The 15,540-nt window shown below is 62.3% G+C and carries 14 protein-coding genes; 6 read left to right on the top strand and 8 right to left on the bottom strand.

The features are described 5' to 3' along the window. The first annotated feature begins 474 nt into the window (after positions 1–474). Both OKA05_RS20590 and OKA05_RS20585 read left to right on the top strand, forming a co-directional pair. Positions 475–1,221 (top strand): sensor histidine kinase, encoded by a 747-nt coding sequence (locus OKA05_RS20590; protein ID WP_264489077.1) that lies wholly within the window; start codon positions 475–477, stop codon positions 1,219–1,221. 24 nt (positions 1,222–1,245) lie between these two features. Next, positions 1,246–1,539 carry a response regulator gene (locus OKA05_RS20585; RefSeq protein WP_264489076.1) on the top strand — a complete coding sequence of 98 codons (294 nt, stop codon included), beginning with the start codon at positions 1,246–1,248 and terminating at the stop codon, positions 1,537–1,539. Here the strand turns inward: OKA05_RS20585 and OKA05_RS20580 are convergent. From OKA05_RS20580 to OKA05_RS20570, 3 genes are read right to left on the bottom strand one after another with little or no spacing between them, the layout of a single operon-like run. Continuing rightward, complete coding sequence (locus tag OKA05_RS20580; RefSeq protein ID WP_264489075.1) at positions 1,493–3,001, bottom strand: glycoside hydrolase family 43 protein; 1,509 nt, start codon at positions 2,999–3,001, stop codon at positions 1,493–1,495. The genes OKA05_RS20585 and OKA05_RS20580 overlap by 47 nt on opposite strands. Further along, positions 2,998–4,443 (bottom strand): MFS transporter, encoded by a 1,446-nt coding sequence (locus OKA05_RS20575; RefSeq protein WP_264489074.1) that lies wholly within the window; start codon positions 4,441–4,443, stop codon positions 2,998–3,000. The genes OKA05_RS20580 and OKA05_RS20575 overlap by 4 nt, the downstream gene beginning before the upstream one ends. After that, positions 4,440–4,766: a hypothetical protein gene (locus OKA05_RS20570; RefSeq protein ID WP_264489073.1), complete on the bottom strand. Its 327-nt coding sequence runs from the start codon at positions 4,764–4,766 to the stop codon at positions 4,440–4,442. Before OKA05_RS20570 ends, OKA05_RS20575 begins: the two co-directional genes overlap by 4 nt. A gap of 292 nt (positions 4,767–5,058) precedes the next feature. Between OKA05_RS20570 and OKA05_RS20565 the strand changes: the two genes are divergently transcribed. After that, positions 5,059–6,243 carry a substrate-binding domain-containing protein gene (locus OKA05_RS20565; protein WP_264489072.1) on the top strand — a complete coding sequence of 395 codons (1,185 nt, stop codon included), beginning with the start codon at positions 5,059–5,061 and terminating at the stop codon, positions 6,241–6,243. A gap of 152 nt (positions 6,244–6,395) precedes the next feature. Here the strand turns inward: OKA05_RS20565 and OKA05_RS20560 are convergent, their stop codons facing one another. From OKA05_RS20560 to OKA05_RS20550, 3 genes are read right to left on the bottom strand one after another with little or no spacing between them, the layout of a single operon-like run. Then, the gene (locus tag OKA05_RS20560) at positions 6,396–6,794 is read right to left on the bottom strand and encodes a type II toxin-antitoxin system death-on-curing family toxin (protein WP_264489071.1); all 399 of its coding nucleotides are present in this window, start codon (positions 6,792–6,794) and stop codon (positions 6,396–6,398) included. Continuing rightward, on the bottom strand, positions 6,791–7,018 hold the full coding sequence (locus OKA05_RS20555) for an AbrB/MazE/SpoVT family DNA-binding domain-containing protein (protein ID WP_264489070.1): 228 nt from the start codon (positions 7,016–7,018) through the stop codon (positions 6,791–6,793). The genes OKA05_RS20560 and OKA05_RS20555 overlap by 4 nt, the downstream gene beginning before the upstream one ends. Positions 7,019–7,067: 49 nt before the next feature. After that, positions 7,068–9,191 (bottom strand): hypothetical protein, encoded by a 2,124-nt coding sequence (locus OKA05_RS20550; protein ID WP_264489069.1) that lies wholly within the window; start codon positions 9,189–9,191, stop codon positions 7,068–7,070. 147 nt (positions 9,192–9,338) lie between these two features. Here OKA05_RS20550 and pelA point away from each other — a divergent pair, with 147 nt between their 5' ends. Next, entirely contained in the window at positions 9,339–10,571 is a 1,233-nt protein-coding gene (gene pelA, locus OKA05_RS20545) for a pectate lyase (RefSeq protein ID WP_264489068.1), read from the top strand. A gap of 6 nt (positions 10,572–10,577) precedes the next feature. Here pelA and OKA05_RS20540 read toward each other — a convergent pair whose 3' ends face one another. Together OKA05_RS20540 and OKA05_RS20535 are read right to left on the bottom strand one after the other, a co-directional pair. Further along, positions 10,578–11,156, bottom strand: a complete 579-nt coding sequence (locus OKA05_RS20540) for a class I SAM-dependent methyltransferase (RefSeq protein WP_264489067.1) — start codon at positions 11,154–11,156, stop codon at positions 10,578–10,580. Positions 11,157–11,169: 13 nt separating this feature from the next. After that, positions 11,170–11,598, bottom strand: a complete 429-nt coding sequence (locus tag OKA05_RS20535) for a 6,7-dimethyl-8-ribityllumazine synthase (protein ID WP_264489066.1) — start codon at positions 11,596–11,598, stop codon at positions 11,170–11,172. Positions 11,599–11,690: 92 nt separating this feature from the next. On the opposite strand from OKA05_RS20535, the gene OKA05_RS20530 reads away from it, so the two are divergent. Continuing rightward, a complete protein-coding gene (locus tag OKA05_RS20530; protein ID WP_264489065.1) occupies positions 11,691–12,428 on the top strand; it encodes an RNA polymerase sigma factor in 738 nt (245 codons plus the stop codon). Positions 12,429–12,476: 48 nt separating this feature from the next. Beyond that, the gene (locus OKA05_RS20525) at positions 12,477–15,506 is read left to right on the top strand and encodes a serine/threonine-protein kinase (protein WP_264489064.1); all 3,030 of its coding nucleotides are present in this window, start codon (positions 12,477–12,479) and stop codon (positions 15,504–15,506) included. Positions 15,507–15,540 lie beyond the last annotated feature (34 nt).

The raw sequence follows: 15,540 nt of genomic DNA, 5'->3' as shown, positions 1-15,540 counted from the left end.
GCAGAAATGGTCGAAATCCATCATCGGACGAGGTATGTGAAACAGCCCAAATCCGCCTTAAGTTAGCGCCATTCGGGACTATGCACTTTCCGGGATTTTTCCGAACCTGTCCTTAGCCACATCGGGCTGGAGAATTTCCGGAGATTAATGGGTTTGTTTCCGGACTCATGGGCCGTCGGTTGAAGAACCGGCGGCCCCCAACCTCCGGCGGCAGTGGACCGAACAGGAATCGCCAGCGAGTGAAATCATCCGTGAAACGAGGTTGAGGACAGATCGAGGAACGCGGGCCGCACTCGATCCCATCCGACCCGAGTTCCAGTCCCATCGAGCATCCCCCACCGAACGTCATCGTGCCCCATGACACCTCGGCCTTGCGGTTTTTCGTAAATCCGCAGTTCCTTTGCGTTCGATACAAGTTGGAGGGGTTGGATTCGGACTGGCGGCCACGGGCCGACGAGATGTTTTTCATCGTTCATGGCAGTGAAGGTGCCGCTCCCTTTCTGGAAGAACTTCTGGTTCTGGGCGGCCTTCGCGGCGGTTCTTGCGGTGCTCTCTACGATCTACGGCCGGCATCTGATCCGGAAGCGGATCAACCGCCACCTGCGGCACGCCCAACTGATCGCCGATGAGCGGCTCCGGATTGCCCGGGACCTTCATGACGACCTTGGGACACGTCTCTCCCACATTTCTCTCCTCGGTGCCTACGCCGAAGGCAACGTTGCGGATGCGGACGCGAGGGCTACCTTCGGCCAGATCACGACCATGTCCCGCGAACTCATCACGGCGCTCTCCGAGACGGTCTGGATGCTCAATCCGAAAAACAACCAGCTCGAAGCACTTGTGGATTTCCTCTGCCGGCTGGTCAGCGAGCCTTGCCGGCTTTCCGAAATCCGCTGCCGGATCGACGCGATGTCGGCAACTCCCAACGTGGCCATCAGCCATGAATTCCGCCACAACGTGAGCTTGGCGGTGAAGGAGATCGTCAACAACGCGTTGAAGCACTCCTTCGCCACCGAGATCAAAATGTCGATACAGCTTGAGAACACCCAGCTGAAGATCGCCATCACCGACAACGGCGTTGGAATCGCCCGGAAACCGAACAAGACCAGCCTGGGGTTGGTAAACATTACCGAAAGGATGTCTTCGATCTGGGGAAAATGTATGATCGACCAACACGAGAAGGAAGGCCTGAAAGTCACCTTGGAAGCGCCGATCTCCTGACCCACCTCCAATTTAACGCCAACAATGATTCCCAGCAAAAAGACCGTGGTCGTGGTGGAGGATGATCTCCGCCTGCAAGAGCACCTGATCAAGATCCTCGACAAGCCCGAGGACATCACGTGCCTGTGCGCGGTATCCTCTGCCGAGGAGGCCTTGGAGGAAGTTCCCGCCTACCGGCCGGATGTCGTCCTGATGGACATCAACTTGCCGGGGATCTCCGGCATCGACTGCATCCGTGATCTCAAGAAGAGAATCCCTCACCTGGAGGTGGTCATGCGAAGTCGGCATAGCCCGAGGGATCGAGCACGTCGGTGGTGACACAGTAGATTCCGACCTTGGCACCGATCCATCGGCCGGGCGTCGCTGGGAAGGAGGGGCCGATCTGATAGAAAGGAGTTTCCGACATCGCGAGCCCGAGCCGGCAGACGCCGCCTCCGCCGACCTTGAGCTTGAGGATCAGCGAGGGTGCCGCGAGTTCCAGTGCTCCCAGTGATTCGCCTGAAATCATCAGGGACAGTCGATACTTGCCGTCGATGTGCTGGGCATCGAGTGCCGCCATATTCTCTCCCGCCACGACGAGTCCGGAGTGAAGGGATGCATGATCGTGCGGAATCTCGATCCGCGTTTCGACCTCGAACTCGCTGGCTGGAAACTTTTGCAGAAGAAGATTCGGCGCCTTGGCGATGTTCCCATTGAGGGCAAAGTGCGGCCGCAGGCGGAGGTGTCCGCCACGTTCGGAGAACGAGTGCCAATCCGCCTCGTGGTTCCCATGCCACTGCCACTGGAAGCCGAGCGTTTCGCTTTCAAATTCGTCGCTATCCTGCGGCACGGCGGGGAAATCGCCGCCGGGCAAGAGCTTGCGATGGTGAAGAACCGGCCGACCCACGCCCGCTTCATCCTGCGCCTCGCCGATGAGCGGCCAATCGTCTTCCCAACGCACCGGCTGCAAGTGGACGATGCGACCGTAGAGATCCTTGTCCTGGAAATGGATGAACCACCAGTCGCCATCCGGAGTGTCCACCAGTGCGCCCTGATGCGGGCCATTGATCGCGGAGCCCCGTTGGGCGAGCACGGTCTTCTCCTCGTAGGGTCCCTGGATGCTCCGCGAGCGGAAGATGCACTGCCACCCGGTGGCCACGCCGCCGGCCGGAGCGGAGATGTAATACCAGCCGCTGCGCTTGTGGAGCTTGGGCCCCTCCAAGGCGGGCAGGGATGGATCGATCTCGATGACGACCTTTCCTTTCCCCAGCGTGCGGCTGCCATCGGGTGCCATCGGGCGGAGGTGGAGCTTGTTGCGGATGCCGGCGCGCGATCCGGCATAGGCGTGGATGAGGTAGGCTTTCCCATCGTCGTCCCAGAAAGGGCATGGATCGATGAGCCCCTTGCCAGCCAGCACGAGATGAGGCGCTGACCAATCCCCTGCGGGATCGGTAGCGGTTGTTAGATAAAGGCCTTCGTCTGGCGTGGGGAAGAAGATCCAGAACTTGCCGTCGTGGTGGCGGATCGAGGGCGCCCATACGCCGTGACCCGGCTGGACCTCGCTGTAGCGCGGATGCGACAGGTTCTTCAGCGCATGGTTGACGATGCGCCAGTTCACCAGATCGCGTGAATGCAGGATCGGTAGCCCGGGAGTGCAGTTGAAACTGGAAGACGTGAGGAAATAGTCGGAACCCACGCGGACCACGTCGGGGTCCGAGTAATCGGCGTGCAAGACCGGGTTGCGGTAGGTTCCGTCGCCCTGGTCGGGCACCCACGGGTAGGAGTGGGCGGCGGGATTCATGATTCGGTAAGGGGTTCTGGCATGGGCAGCGCGCGTGTTTCCCTTTCGATGCGGGGCACCAGCAGGTGCAGCAGCCCGAGCGAAAGGAGATACATCAGCGAGAAGTAGGCGAAGACGATGAGGTAGCCGCTGGTTTCCCCGAGGCCGAAGAGATTGATGTTCTTCTCTTGCGTCCACTTGAGGATCTCGCCGGTGAAGCCATTGACGAAGCCCCCGGTGAAGTAGGAGACGAATCCACCCAGGCCGACCACCGAGCTGATGGCTTGCTTCGGCATGGTGTCGGACACGACGCAGAAGAGATTTGCGGTCCAGCCCTGATGGGCGGAGCCCGCGATGCCGACGATCAGCACAGCGAGCCACACCGCTCCAGCGAATGGTGCCAGGAATACCGGCACTACGGCCAAGGCACAAATGAGCAAGGAGACCTTTCGCGCTGCATTGACCGACCAACCTTTGTCAAGCAGCCGGCCGGCAAGCCAGCCACCGACGACGCCGCCCACTGCAGCAATCGCGAAGAACGCCCCCGTCCACCAGCCGAGTTCCTGGGTTTCGATGCCGAAACGTTTGTCGAGGAAGTCCGGAACAAAGAACTGGTAGAATCCCCACGCGGGCCCGGCAAGAATGCTGGCGAAGACATAGGCCCAGACCGGCCGATGGCGGAAGAGTGTGAGCCAAGGCACTTTCACTTTCTTCTCCTCTGCGACCGGCTTGTCGCTCTGGATGTAGGCGAGTTCCGAGGAAGAGAGTCGCTTGTGGTCCTCCGGTGAGTCGTAGGTCCTCCACCAGATGACGACCCAAATGAAGCCGGTCGCACCGGTGATGTAGAAAGTCGATTCCCACCCGAGGTGCAGGTAGAGCCACGGCACTGCGATCGGGCAGAGGATCGCCCCGACGTTTGTGCCGGAATTGAAAAGACCGGTGGCCAAGGCGCGCTCCTTGACGGGATACCATTCGGCAACTGCCTTGATGGCACCCGGGAAGTTGCCTCCTTCCGTGAGTCCCAGCGCGATGCGCGCGAGCATGAAGCCCGCTGCGGTCATGGGCATGGAAAGCGTCATCCAGACAAGACTCTTCTCCGCCCAAGAGAACCACGGGTAATCCATCTGAAAGCGGGCCGACACGTCGATGAGTCCGCAAAGCCCGTGAGCCGTGGCGGAACAACTCCAGAGGATCACGAAGATCGGCAGGCCCTTCTTCACTCCCCAGCGATCCATCATCCCGCCGCCCAGAAGATATCCAAAGGCGTAAGCGAACGAAAACGCCGCGGTGATCCAACCGTAGTCGGAGTCCGACCAGCCGAGATCGCGGCAGAGATCCTTCTTGAGGATCGCCAGAACGAGGCGGTCGAGGTAGTTGACGGCGACAGAGAAGAACAGCAGGCCACAGATGACCCAACGGAATTTGCCAGGATTGCCTCCGGTGATTGGAGCTTGATCGTTCATTTGAATTTCACGGGCTTGTCGTCGCGGTTCTCGCTCTTGAGACCGTCGATTTCAGCATCGAAGTGACGGAGCGCCGGACCGGCGGCCGGCTGGATCAAAGTGTCGGCGAAGCCGATGTCCCTGCCGTGGAAGACGAAGGCAAATTTCGCCGTGGGGGAGTGGCCGGAGGCGGCTAACTCGTCAACGAGGGAAACTCTTGCCGCCTCCGGCTTCTTCCCTTCGCCGGAAACCACCCAATGGGGGCCGACGACAGCAGCAAGGAGCCCCTCGCCGCGGCGCGACGATCGAACTCCAAACCATCCGATGGAAAACTTCGTGAACAAGGGCTTTGGGTTTTTCGTGCCGGACCGGGATGGGCTCCCCGGCTCGCAGTTGGTTTCCGCCGGTCGCCAGCGGGCAGCGAAAGAAATACTAAGCGGGCGGTGGGTCGTAAACGGACCCGTTCTGCAAAAGGGGTTGAAAAAAAGGCACTGGCCAGCCGGACCCGACCCTGCCTGCGACCGCAACTTGGGGGGCATTGCCCGTGAGATTTGCAGGATTTTGGACTACTCCTTCAAAATTCCGCATTTACTTCCCCGCTCATGTTGGGAGAGCCTAGTAGACCCAAGTAAACCCATGAAGAGGCAAAAGAGCGTTTTGCTCGCCCTAGGCTGGCATGATCACCGGCTCCTAGCCGGCATCGCGGCCTATGCCGCCGAGCACCATTGGCACATCTCCGCGGCAAGCATTACGAAGGAACTCGCTATCCCGTGGGGATGGAGCGGGGACGGTGTGCTCGCATGGCTCGCCGGTAGCGATGAGCTGTGTGAATTCGTGCAGTCGCTCCATAAGCCAACGGTCGATTTCAGCCTCCGGAGGGCGAACCTGCCCTTCACACATGTCGTGCAGGATCACGCGGAGTGTGCCCGGCTTGCCGCCGATCATTTCATCCGGCGCGGCTTCAAGAATTACCTCTTCTACAGCGATTCCGGCAACTGGACCTTCGAGGAACGCGGCGATGGTTTTGTGCGTGCGGTCGCCAAGCACGGTCATGACTGCACGTGGGTCCGCTGGCATTCCCACAAGTCGTATCGCAAGGGCCGTGGGGAATGGACCGAGCGTCGTGCGTGGCTTGCCGCGAAGATCGGCCAGGCGAAGAAGCCGCTGGCGGTCTTTGCTGCGAACGGGACGCTCGCGGTGGAAGTGCAGGAGGTCTGCGATCTCGCCGACATCGCCGTGCCCCAGGAAGTGTCCATCATCGGCATCGAGGACGACCTGTTGCTGCCACAGTCGAGCCAGCGCCCGATTACCGCGGTGGATCCGGACTTTGAAAACCTGGGCTACCAAGGCGCGGCATGGCTGGACCGCATGATGAATGGTATCAAGGTGGAACCGACGCCGATCCGCATCCCGCCGACCCGGATCATCGCGCGCCGCAGCACCGACATCACCGCGGTGAATCACCCCGGAGTGGCGAAGGCGTTGCGCTTCATCGCCGAGCGCTTCAGCGAGAATATCGACATCGACACCGTGGCGCGCACCGCCGGGATCTCGCGACGGGGATTACACCAGGCCTTCATCGAGCACCTTGGGCTAACGCCCGGCGAGCACATCCGCTCGACCCGCATCGAGCACGCCAAGCGCCTGCTGGGCGAATCTAACAACAAGGTGGAATCGGTGGCGTTCCTCTGCGGCTACCAGAGCGTGAATAGCTTCTTCATCGCCTTCAAGCAGGCCTGCGGCGTACCACCGGGAGAGTTCCGCAAGCAGGTCTCGCTCGGCCGCTCTCCGAAGCCGGATGGCGACGTTGTAGTGGCTTGAATGCAGGTCAGCGGATGAAAAGCGGGCGGCGCGGGCAAACATCCGAAGGTCACCTCGGGATCTACGACGTTAATCGTAGTTGGACTGAACCAAAGGTCTTCGGCCGCCTGCGGGTTCCCTTGCCGTGATGTCGCGGGAGATGCGCTTTCCGCTTAGCTGAGTAATTTCCGCAGCGTGGCGGTGACGTCTTCCCGGCTCAGCAGGCCGGCGGCGACGGCGAGGGTGAGATTTTCCCAGTCCTCGCTATCAGGGGCAGGTTGGTATCCGTTGAGTTCTAGGAAAACTAGGCAGGAACCGAGAGCCACGCGCTTGTTCCCATCGACGAAGGGGTGGTTGCTGCAGAGGTAGTAGAGATAGGCGGCAGCCACTTCCACCGTGTCGGCGAAGGTTGAGTTCCCGCCGAATGTCGCCTGAGGTGCAGCGGCGGCAGATTGAAGCAAGGCCGAATCCCGAAGCCCTGGCGATCCTCCGAAGAGACGGATTGCCGCCGAGTGGATCTCGAGAATCTGCTCGGGCGTGAGGTGGATGCAGGTGTTCGGATCCGGATTCATGCCAGGCGCTTCATGGTCCGGGCATAGCGCTGCATGACGTCCTCGACCTTGGCACTGAATTCAGCCGGGGTGGGTACCGGTTTCATCGGCGTGATCGTGATCGTCCCTCCCGGATGCACTTCCACATTCACCTCGTCGCCTGCCTTGAGATGGGAAAGCTGCAGCAAGGTCGAGTCGAAGATGATGCCGTGCGAGTTGCCGATCTTGGTGATCGTCTTGATCATGGTATTACAATGTTTTACATGGGATCGGTTGTCAAGGGGCTCATCCCAATCACGGTGCCTTGATAAGCCCTTCCACCCGCACCTTCCACGTGCCGTCCGCGGGAAAACCGGGACAGGGCCGGTCCGGGGCTCCATCCCAGCCGGCGGCCATCATTGCGACGGCGTGGAGCAGGCCGCCGTTGCCAGGGAGATAGAGCGGCAGGCGCTGGTCGAGGTAGTTGTGGCCGTTGGCGAGGTAGCCATTGCGCGGCGTGTCGCGCAGCAGTTCATCGATCGCGGCCGACGGACGGTCGAGGCGTGCGGCGGCCATTGCCATCACCGGCGGATCCCAGCCCCAGGTGGTTGGGTAGTCCCACTTCTTCGCGATGTCGTCATAGGTGCGACCGAAGCGCGCCATGTCGAAGCCCTTCTCCGGCGGCAGCCAGCCGCAGATCATCAGCACGCACGGGTGATCGTGATAGAGCGTGAAGGGCGGCCCACTGACGGTGGCGTAGCGGTCTTCGGTGAAGGGCAGAGGAGCGAGGTCTTTCCACGCGCTGTCCCATGCCGGATCGGGAGCCTCGCCGAGTTCGGAGCGCCATTCCCGTGCCTTGCCGAGCGCCCAGCGAAAGTAGGCGAGCTCGTAGGCGGGATCCTTCGTTTCGGCCTGCTTGTAGCACTCTTGGGCTGGGATCAGCGGCGGCAGCAGGTGGAGCTTGCCATCGTCACCACGGCGGGGAAATGACGCCATGAAGTCGGCGGTGGCGAAGATGACCTCGCGGTGTTTTTCCAAGGTCTCCTTGCCGGGCTTGGCGCGGCGCACGAGGTCTAACAGATAGATCGGATGCGGCTGCTGCCAAGCGAGATAGACCCCGATGTCGCTGGGACTCTCACGGCCGGAGGGGTCGGTCATCTTCGGCCAGCGGGCACCTTTGCAACCCTGCGCCGAGGCGGTCGCGCGAGCCTTTGGAAGGATGCGGCGGTAGAACTCAAGCTGCCGGTCGGTGGTCTCCGGCATGCCCCACAGTGAGAAGTGGGCGCTGTGCCATGGCACCATCTCGAGGTGAAACTTGCCGAACCACGAATTGCGCGCGTTGCCGGTTTCCTGCGGCGGGTTCGGCCCCGCGCTGTGGATGGCCATCAGGTAGCGCGAGAGCACGATGCGGCGCTCGAGTTCCTTGGCCCGTGGGTCGGTGGAGCCAGCGAAGTCGATCGCGCCGCCGCGGTTCCAGTAGCCGTTCCACTGCCTCGCGCAGGCCGTCGCGTCGGCCTCGAAGGAGGGCTGGGTGTAAGGCGCTTTGTCCTGCGAGAATACAAGGCGGACATCGAGAGTTCGTGCACCTTTCGGTTTCAGCAAAAATCGATGCGCCCCGCTCTTCTCAAGCGCTGCCTCGCCGCTCCAGCCCAGCGCGGCGCTGTAGTGTGTCTGGTCCATGGTCCGGACGAAAGTCGCGCCCTGTTTTGCTTGGGCCAAGCCGGTCTGGTGGGCGGCGGGATTCGCGTCGTTCCCCGTTCCGCCCCATTCGCCGGACGGGCCGGGGAAACCCAGCTCCAAGGCGAGCCGTCCGTCTTCTAACAAATCGGCCTCGATCTTCGCGGCCACACCGTCAGGTCCGGCGACTGGCAGAGTGGTCACCTTCACTTCCGAGCCTTCGAGCATGAAGCGCGAGTGCAGCATGCCGGACCACAGGTCCATCTCCTGGCGGATGCCCGTGAGATCCGGGGGCTTGATCGCCGTGCCATCGGCCTTCACGAAGCCGAGCCGCCCGAGGCCGATCCGGTGGGGATTCGAGCGCAACCACGCGGATGCCTTCAGCCAGCGCTCCTTCTTTTCCGCGGGCAGGCCTTCGGGCGGATTCATCGGCATGTAGGGCCGTGTTTCCCCGTCGTGAGGATGCGGTGCGGTGCAATCGGCGAGAGTGAACTTTTCCGGATTCGGAAACTCATGCCACGCCCAGCCGGCCATGGTGTTGAGGTCCTGCCCGTCGCGGTGGAAGTCGGCGAGCGTTTGCAAGCCCGTGACATCCGCGGTGAAGACAAAGTCCGCGCCCGGAAGCCCGAGGCCGAAGGGCGTGAGCTTGTCCGCCTTCTCGATCACCGGATGGTTCCGTCGCACGATCGCCTCGCGGTCGAGCTTTTCCTCCGCGGCTAGTGGAGCGACGAGGCAGGTCGCGGCAATGATGGCTCCCTTCATGACACGGCATCCGACTCCCTCCGCGTCCAAGCGTCAACCTGACGGCGCGCCACCCTGCACAATACTCAACTGATTCTGCACAATGCTTGAGGCGCGACCTGAATGTCCGTCCGTTGGAACCCGGTAGAGTCACAAACCCTCGTCGCCATGAAACGCTACCTCATTCCCCTTGCCCTTGTTTTCTTCCCTGCGGTCATCCATGCCGCGCCGGTCACCGCCGAAGCGGTGGGGCGGCTTCCCGCGGCGGAGAAAGCGGCATGGACGGCCTACCTCGATCGCTCGAAGTCGCTCGCCGCGACCGATCAAGCAGCGCTTCAAGCCGAACTGGAAAAGAGCGCCATTGGCCAAGCCCTGAAGGCTCCCTCAGGTGGCGACTTCAAGCTCTCGGCGGATCCCGGCGACGCGTGGTTTTCCTCGGATGAAGCCAAGGCACTCGCCGATGTGATCCTTTCCTATCAGACGCCCGCCGGCGGATGGTCGAAGCACACCGGCTACGCCCGCGGGAAACGCCAGCCGGGCATGCTGTGGAGCTCCCAATACGAGCCGGGCAAAAGTCCCCACTACCTCGGCACCTTCGACAATCGCTCGACCACCGAGCAGATGAAGTTTCTGGCCCACACCTGGCAGGCCACCCAGCGGGAGGATTGCAAGGCGGGCTTTGTTAGAGGGCTGAACTACCTGCTCGCGGCCCAGTATCCAAACGGTGGCTGGCCGCAGGTCTATCCCCTTGAGGGCGGGTATCACGACAACATCACCTTCAACGACGACGCGATGACCCACGTGTTGGAAGTGCTGCAGATGGTATCGAACAACGATCCTGCCTGTGCTTTCCTCGACGACGCCATGCGGTCGAAAGCGACAGCAGCTTTCGACAAGGGAATCGCCTGCGTCCTCAAGATGCAGATCGTCCAGAGTGGCAAGAAGACCGCATGGTGCGCCCAGCATGATCCGCTCACCCTGGCACCGGCGGAAGCCCGGGCGATGGAGCCGGCGGCCTTGAGCGGCATGGAGAGTGCAACCCTGCTGAAGTTCCTGATGAGTCTGCCAAACCCGAACCCGGAACTGGTGGCGAGCATCGACAGCGGCCTGACGTGGCTCGATGCGGTAAAGGTCACCGGCCTGAAGCGCGCCAAGCTCGAAGGAAAGACCGCTTTCGTCGCCGACGCCGCGTCCACCGAGGTCTTCTGGGCTCGCTTCTACCGCCTCACCGACAACCAGCCGATTTTCCCCGGTCGCGATGGCGTCCTCTACACGTCCTTCAACGACATGGCCGCGCACAACAGCCTCGGCTACGACTACCTCTCGAGCCGCCCCGGCAGCGTCGCAACCAATGCCCAGAAGAAATGGCGCAAGGCCATGGCGAAGCGGACGGAAAACTAACCCGGCTCAGTTATCCCGTGGGCCTTCGCACACATGGACGAAGGCAGGGGGGACATTGAGCGTGACCAGCTTGGTGGTCACCCGCTCGAAGCGCTGCTCCAGCCGTGACTTCAGCCGCAGCGAATACTGGAAGGCGACGAACTTGCCGTCCGGCTTCAGGGCGGAGCGCACGTTGTCGAGGATCCGGTCACGCAGGCTCGGGGAGAAATTCGCGAACGGCAGGCCGGAAATGATCCCGTCTAACAAAGGATCCGAAGCCTCCCGCGGCAGCAGGTGGATGTCGCACGCGTCCGGGTGAAACGAGAAATCCGGAATCTCCACCTGCAAGCGGCGGCGAAGCGCTTCGTCGCGCTCGAAGATGTAAACGCTGCAGCGCGGGTCGCGGCGGCGGCGGATTTCCCGGGTGAAGACGCCGGTACCAGCCCCCAGCTCGGCGATGTGGCGTGAATTCTCCCAGTTGATCGGCTTCAACATTTCCCGCGTCAGGTGGCGGGAGCTCGGCACGATGCTACCGGTGCTCAGCGGGGCGGAGAGGAATTTCTGGAGGAAGAGCAGGCGTTCCTGGAGTGGTGTGCAGTCGTTCACCGGTGGTTTGTTTCTAACAGTTGGCGGCGGCCCCGAGTCGGACGATCGCCAGGGCGGCCTTGCCGACCTCCCCGCCCTTCACGATGAGGTGTTCGCGGAAGAAAGCGATACGCTCCGGACTTTCGTCGAAATGATGAGGGGTCAGCACGCACGAAAGTATGGGTACGCCGATATCCAACTGTACGCGCATCATGCCGGACAGCACGGCATCGGCGACGAATTCGTGACGATAGATGCCGCCGTCAACGATCAGCCCGAAGGCTACAATGGCGTCGTATTTCCCGGTGGCCGCAAGTTTCTTGGCGAAAAGCGGGATTTCCAGACAGCCGGGCACGGTGAATTCCTCGGTGGTGGCGTGTCCGGCGAGGGCCTCCTGACAGGCCGCACTGGCACCGCGGAGGAGTCCGGCGTGCCAGGTGGCGGAGATCAGGGCGACGTGCATGAGCGGAACTTCGTGAGCGGGCGCGGACTTGGCGAGTCTGGAAATCGGGCTTGAAGGAAGCGGGGGAGTGGAGTCGTTTCACTACCGTTCCCATGAGCACCGGCATGGCCTCGCCCTTTCCCGTCACCCAGTGGACGGCGGTGGTGGACGTGTGCCGCGGCGGCAGCCCCGCGGACCGGCAGGTGGCGCTGGAGCGGCTGTGCGCGGATTATTGGTATCCGCTCTACGTATTCGCCCGGCGGCAGGGCCACCCCCGGCCGGACGCGGAGGATCTGACCCAGGGATTTTTCCACTACCTGCTGGAGCGCGACCTGTTTTCCGCGGCCAGCCAGGAGCTTGGGAAGCTGCGGACCTTTTTGCTGACCATCTTCCAGCGCTACATCGGCGACGTGCGTGGCCGCGAGCTGGCCCAGAAACGGGGAGGCGGCAGGGAACTGCTCTCGCTCGACATCGGCTACGCCGAAATCCGCTACGAAGCGGAGCCGCGGGATGTGGCGACGCCGGAGGCTCACTTTGACCGGAGCTGGGCGATGTCGGTGCTTCACGCGGCGCTGCACGAGCTAGGGGAAAACGAGCGAGCGTCCGGCCGCGGCGAACAATTTGCGGCAGTGGAAGCTTTCCTCAGCCCGGCGGCGGTGGCCGAGGGCAACTACGAGGCGGCGGCGGCAATGCTCGGCATGAATGGCGAGGCGGTCCGCAAGCTGGTGAGCCGGCTGCGCGCGAAATTCCGCGACTGCCTGCGCCGGCAGATCGCCGCGACCCTTCACGAAGCCACCGTGGAACAGGTGGATGAGGAACTGATGGCGCTGAAGGCGGCGCTGCGGGGGTGAAACGAATCGCTTTCTTTGTGGGCGGGAAATGTGCTTCAAGGGAAAGCGATGCCTGAAGGGTCTGCCACGACACGAACGCCGGTGCCGCTTTCCAGCGAGTCGGCGGAGGCGTTGCTCGATCTCGGGTTCCATACGGAGGCAAACCGCCGCGATCGGGACGAGCAGCCGGGGGACGTGGTGGGCCGCTACCGGTTGATCGCGTTGCTCGGCGAGGGAGGATTCGGCGCGGTGTGGAGCGCAGAGCAAACCGAGCCGATCCACCGCGAGCTCGCACTGAAGCTGATCAAGCGCGGCATGGACAGCCGCGAGATCATCGCCCGATTCGCCGCCGAGAGCCAGGCGCTGGCGATGATGGACCATCCGAATATTGCCGCCGTCTTGGATGCCGCGACGTGCCCGGACGGCCTGCCGTATTTCGCGATGGAGCTGGTGAAGGGACCGCCGCTGACGACCTATTGCGATTTGCGGAGCTTGTCGGTGCAGGAGCGGCTGGAACTGTTCATCCCGGTTTGCCAAGCGGTCCAGCATGCTCACCAGAAGGCGATCCTGCACCGCGACCTGAAGCCCTCCAATATCCTCGTCGCGGAGGTGGACGGGAAGCCGGTGCCGAAGGTCATCGACTTCGGCATCGCCAAGGCGCTCGGCACCCCGAATGAGGCGGCCTTCCAAGAGTCCCTGCTTCTGACGCGGGCCGGGTTGGTGGTGGGAACCCTCCAGTACATGAGCCCGGAACAAGCGGGTAGCGTGGCGGACGTGGATACCCGCAGCGATATCTATTCGCTCGGAGCAATTCTTTACGAACTGCTGTGCGGACGAACGCCGGACGCCATCGATGAAACCGTAGCCTACGATGAGGTGCTAAGGCGTATCCGCACCAGCGAGGTCATCCGGCCCAGTCACCGCTTGCTTGATGAGGCCGTGGCGGCCCACCGTGGCGGCGATCTGCTTCGCGTACGGCGCGCGATTCGCGGCGATCTTGATTGGATCGTGCTCAAGGCCTTGGAAAAGGACCGCCGCCGTCGTTACGAAACGGCAAACGCACTCGCGCTCGACCTTCGCCGTTACCTCGACCAGCAGCCGGTGACAGCGGTCGCACCCACTTGGACCTATCAGTTTTCGAAATTCGCCCGTCGCAATCGCGCCGCTCTCGCGGCGGCGGGCATCGTGATACTAACCTTGGTGGGAGCGACGGTGGTGAGCTTGTCGCAGGCAGCAGAGGCGAAAAGAGCGCGAGTGGAAGCTGAGGCCAGCCGCATCGATGCCGAAGCCAATTTCGGCCGCGCCCGCCATGCGGTCGAGCGCTATCTGAATAGCGTCACCTCGGAGCCGCAGCTCCAGGGCGAGGAGTTCCGGAAGCTCCGCAAGGAGCTATTAAATACCGCGCTCCCGTACTACGAGGAACTGCTGAAAACCACCGACCGCGACCCTGTGGTGCGCAATGACAGGAGCTGGGCCTTCGGGAGGCTCGGCAGCCTTTACCGGGATATGGGGGACCAAGAGAAATCCTTCGAGGCGATGAGCCAGTCAGCCCGCACTGCGGAGGAATTGGTGGCCGAGTTTCCGGACAATGGCGGATACCGCGACATCCTTGGAGTACGATACAACAATCTTTCGGTGATCCTGAGGGAGATGGGCCGCACGAGCGAAGCGGTGGCTATGCAAAAGCGGTCGGTGGAGATCGCCGAGGCGCTGGTGAGAGACTTTCCAGATAACGAGGGTTTCCGGGACTCTGTGATCTCCACGCTGTTCAGCTATGGCCGGGCCTTGGCGAAAGATGGCCGGATTGACGAAGCGGAAGAGGTGATGCTGCGCTCGATCGCTGCCCGGGAGGAGAAGATGAAGCTCACCCCGCCAACGGAGGAGAGCCGTGCCGACCTCGCCAGGGACCGGAGGAGCCTCGGCAAGGTACTTGGAAACGCGGCTATCTATGATCGCTCGGAATCGCATTTACGTGCTGCGCTGGCAATTTCGGAAGAGCTTGCGAGAGCGGTCGATGCCCGGCCGGAATACCGCCTCGAACTCGCAGCCGGTTGTCACCATATCGGATTGTTCCTTACCTACGCTGGCAAGAAAGAGGAAGGGCTGGAGTTCTCGCGCCGCGCGGTCGAACTCTACCGCAAGCTTTCCACCGAGGTTACGCCGAATGCCGACTACCGCCATTGGCTTGCCTCGGCGGTGCATTCGCTCGGTCAAGTTCTCGTGGAACTGGGGCGTGATGAGGAGGCGGAGCGGACTTTCCACGAGTCGCTGGCAGTGCGTCAGGCGCTCGCCAAGGAATTCCCGGAGAATGCCGGCCATCATCAGTTGGAAGCTCTCACGCTTGAGTTGCTGGGAGACCGGCGTCGCGCCCGGAACGATCTCGGGGAGGCCCAGGCTTTCTATCGGCAGGCGGTATCCTGTCTCGAGCGCGCCTACCTTGCGATGCCTGGCCGCATGGACTACCGGTCGGCCCTCTCCCTGGCTCAGGACAAGCTTTGCCAGGCATGTCTCGACAATCGAGACCCGGCAGATGCCTTGGCAGCCGCCTCGCGGATCGCGGAGATCTTCCCCACTGCGTGGGCTGACCTCGACCGCGCCGCGGGATTCAGCGCGCAAGCAAGCGAACAAATGGCGAGAGGAGGAAAGGAGCAGGAATCTTCAGAACAGCAGACTTTGGGTTTGATGGAGCGCTCCATCGAGGCGGGCCATCCGGACATCGGCTCGCTTCTCCGGGACACGGTGTATAAGGGCCTGCACGATCAGCCGCGCTTCATCGCCCTCCAGGAGGCCGCCCCGGAGCCGGTGGACAACAGCCCGGCCAGCTTCACCTTCAATTACTCCTTTGACGATCCCGGCAAACGAGTCTGGAAACGGGATGGCGACCATTGGACGGAGACCCAGCCGTCCGGAAAGGTCAAACGTTTCAAGGTAGCCCGCCGCTTGCGCGTGAACAGCATCTCCGGGACGCAGATCGATCTTGTGGGCGGCGGGCTCTCGGTGTTCATCCCGGACAAGGGCACACCTACGCCGAGCGTGCTGATGATGCGGACCAAGCCCGGGCCATGGGGGCGCCTCGGCGAGATCGGCGACATCGAGTGATTTTTTCCGTCACGGTGGTGATGGCTTTCCCATG

It is taken from the genome of Luteolibacter arcticus, assembly GCF_025950235.1.
In the GTDB taxonomy this organism is placed as follows: Bacteria; Verrucomicrobiota; Verrucomicrobiia; order Verrucomicrobiales; family Akkermansiaceae; genus Haloferula; species Haloferula arctica.
This window is presented reverse-complemented; position numbering and strand designations above follow the sequence as displayed.

Bases quoted from the DNA above. Each gene is read 5' to 3' on its own strand.
- OKA05_RS20555 (WP_264489070.1), bottom strand. From the start codon at position 7,018: ATGATCAAGACGATCACCAAGATCGGCAACTCGCACGGCATCATCTTC.
- OKA05_RS20585 (WP_264489076.1), top strand. From the start codon at position 1,246: ATGATTCCCAGCAAAAAGACCGTGGTCGTGGTGGAGGATGATCTCCGC.
- OKA05_RS20565 (WP_264489072.1), top strand. From the start codon at position 5,059: ATGAAGAGGCAAAAGAGCGTTTTGCTCGCCCTAGGCTGGCATGATCAC.
- OKA05_RS20560 (WP_264489071.1), bottom strand. From the start codon at position 6,794: ATGAATCCGGATCCGAACACCTGCATCCACCTCACGCCCGAGCAGATT.
- pelA (WP_264489068.1), top strand. From the start codon at position 9,339: ATGAAACGCTACCTCATTCCCCTTGCCCTTGTTTTCTTCCCTGCGGTC.
- OKA05_RS20535 (WP_264489066.1), bottom strand. From the start codon at position 11,598: ATGCACGTCGCCCTGATCTCCGCCACCTGGCACGCCGGACTCCTCCGC.
- OKA05_RS20580 (WP_264489075.1), bottom strand. From the start codon at position 3,001: ATGAATCCCGCCGCCCACTCCTACCCGTGGGTGCCCGACCAGGGCGAC.
- OKA05_RS20525 (WP_264489064.1), top strand. From the start codon at position 12,477: ATGCCTGAAGGGTCTGCCACGACACGAACGCCGGTGCCGCTTTCCAGC.
- OKA05_RS20590 (WP_264489077.1), top strand. From the start codon at position 475: ATGGCAGTGAAGGTGCCGCTCCCTTTCTGGAAGAACTTCTGGTTCTGG.
- OKA05_RS20575 (WP_264489074.1), bottom strand. From the start codon at position 4,443: ATGAACGATCAAGCTCCAATCACCGGAGGCAATCCTGGCAAATTCCGT.
- OKA05_RS20530 (WP_264489065.1), top strand. From the start codon at position 11,691: ATGAGCACCGGCATGGCCTCGCCCTTTCCCGTCACCCAGTGGACGGCG.
- OKA05_RS20550 (WP_264489069.1), bottom strand. From the start codon at position 9,191: ATGAAGGGAGCCATCATTGCCGCGACCTGCCTCGTCGCTCCACTAGCC.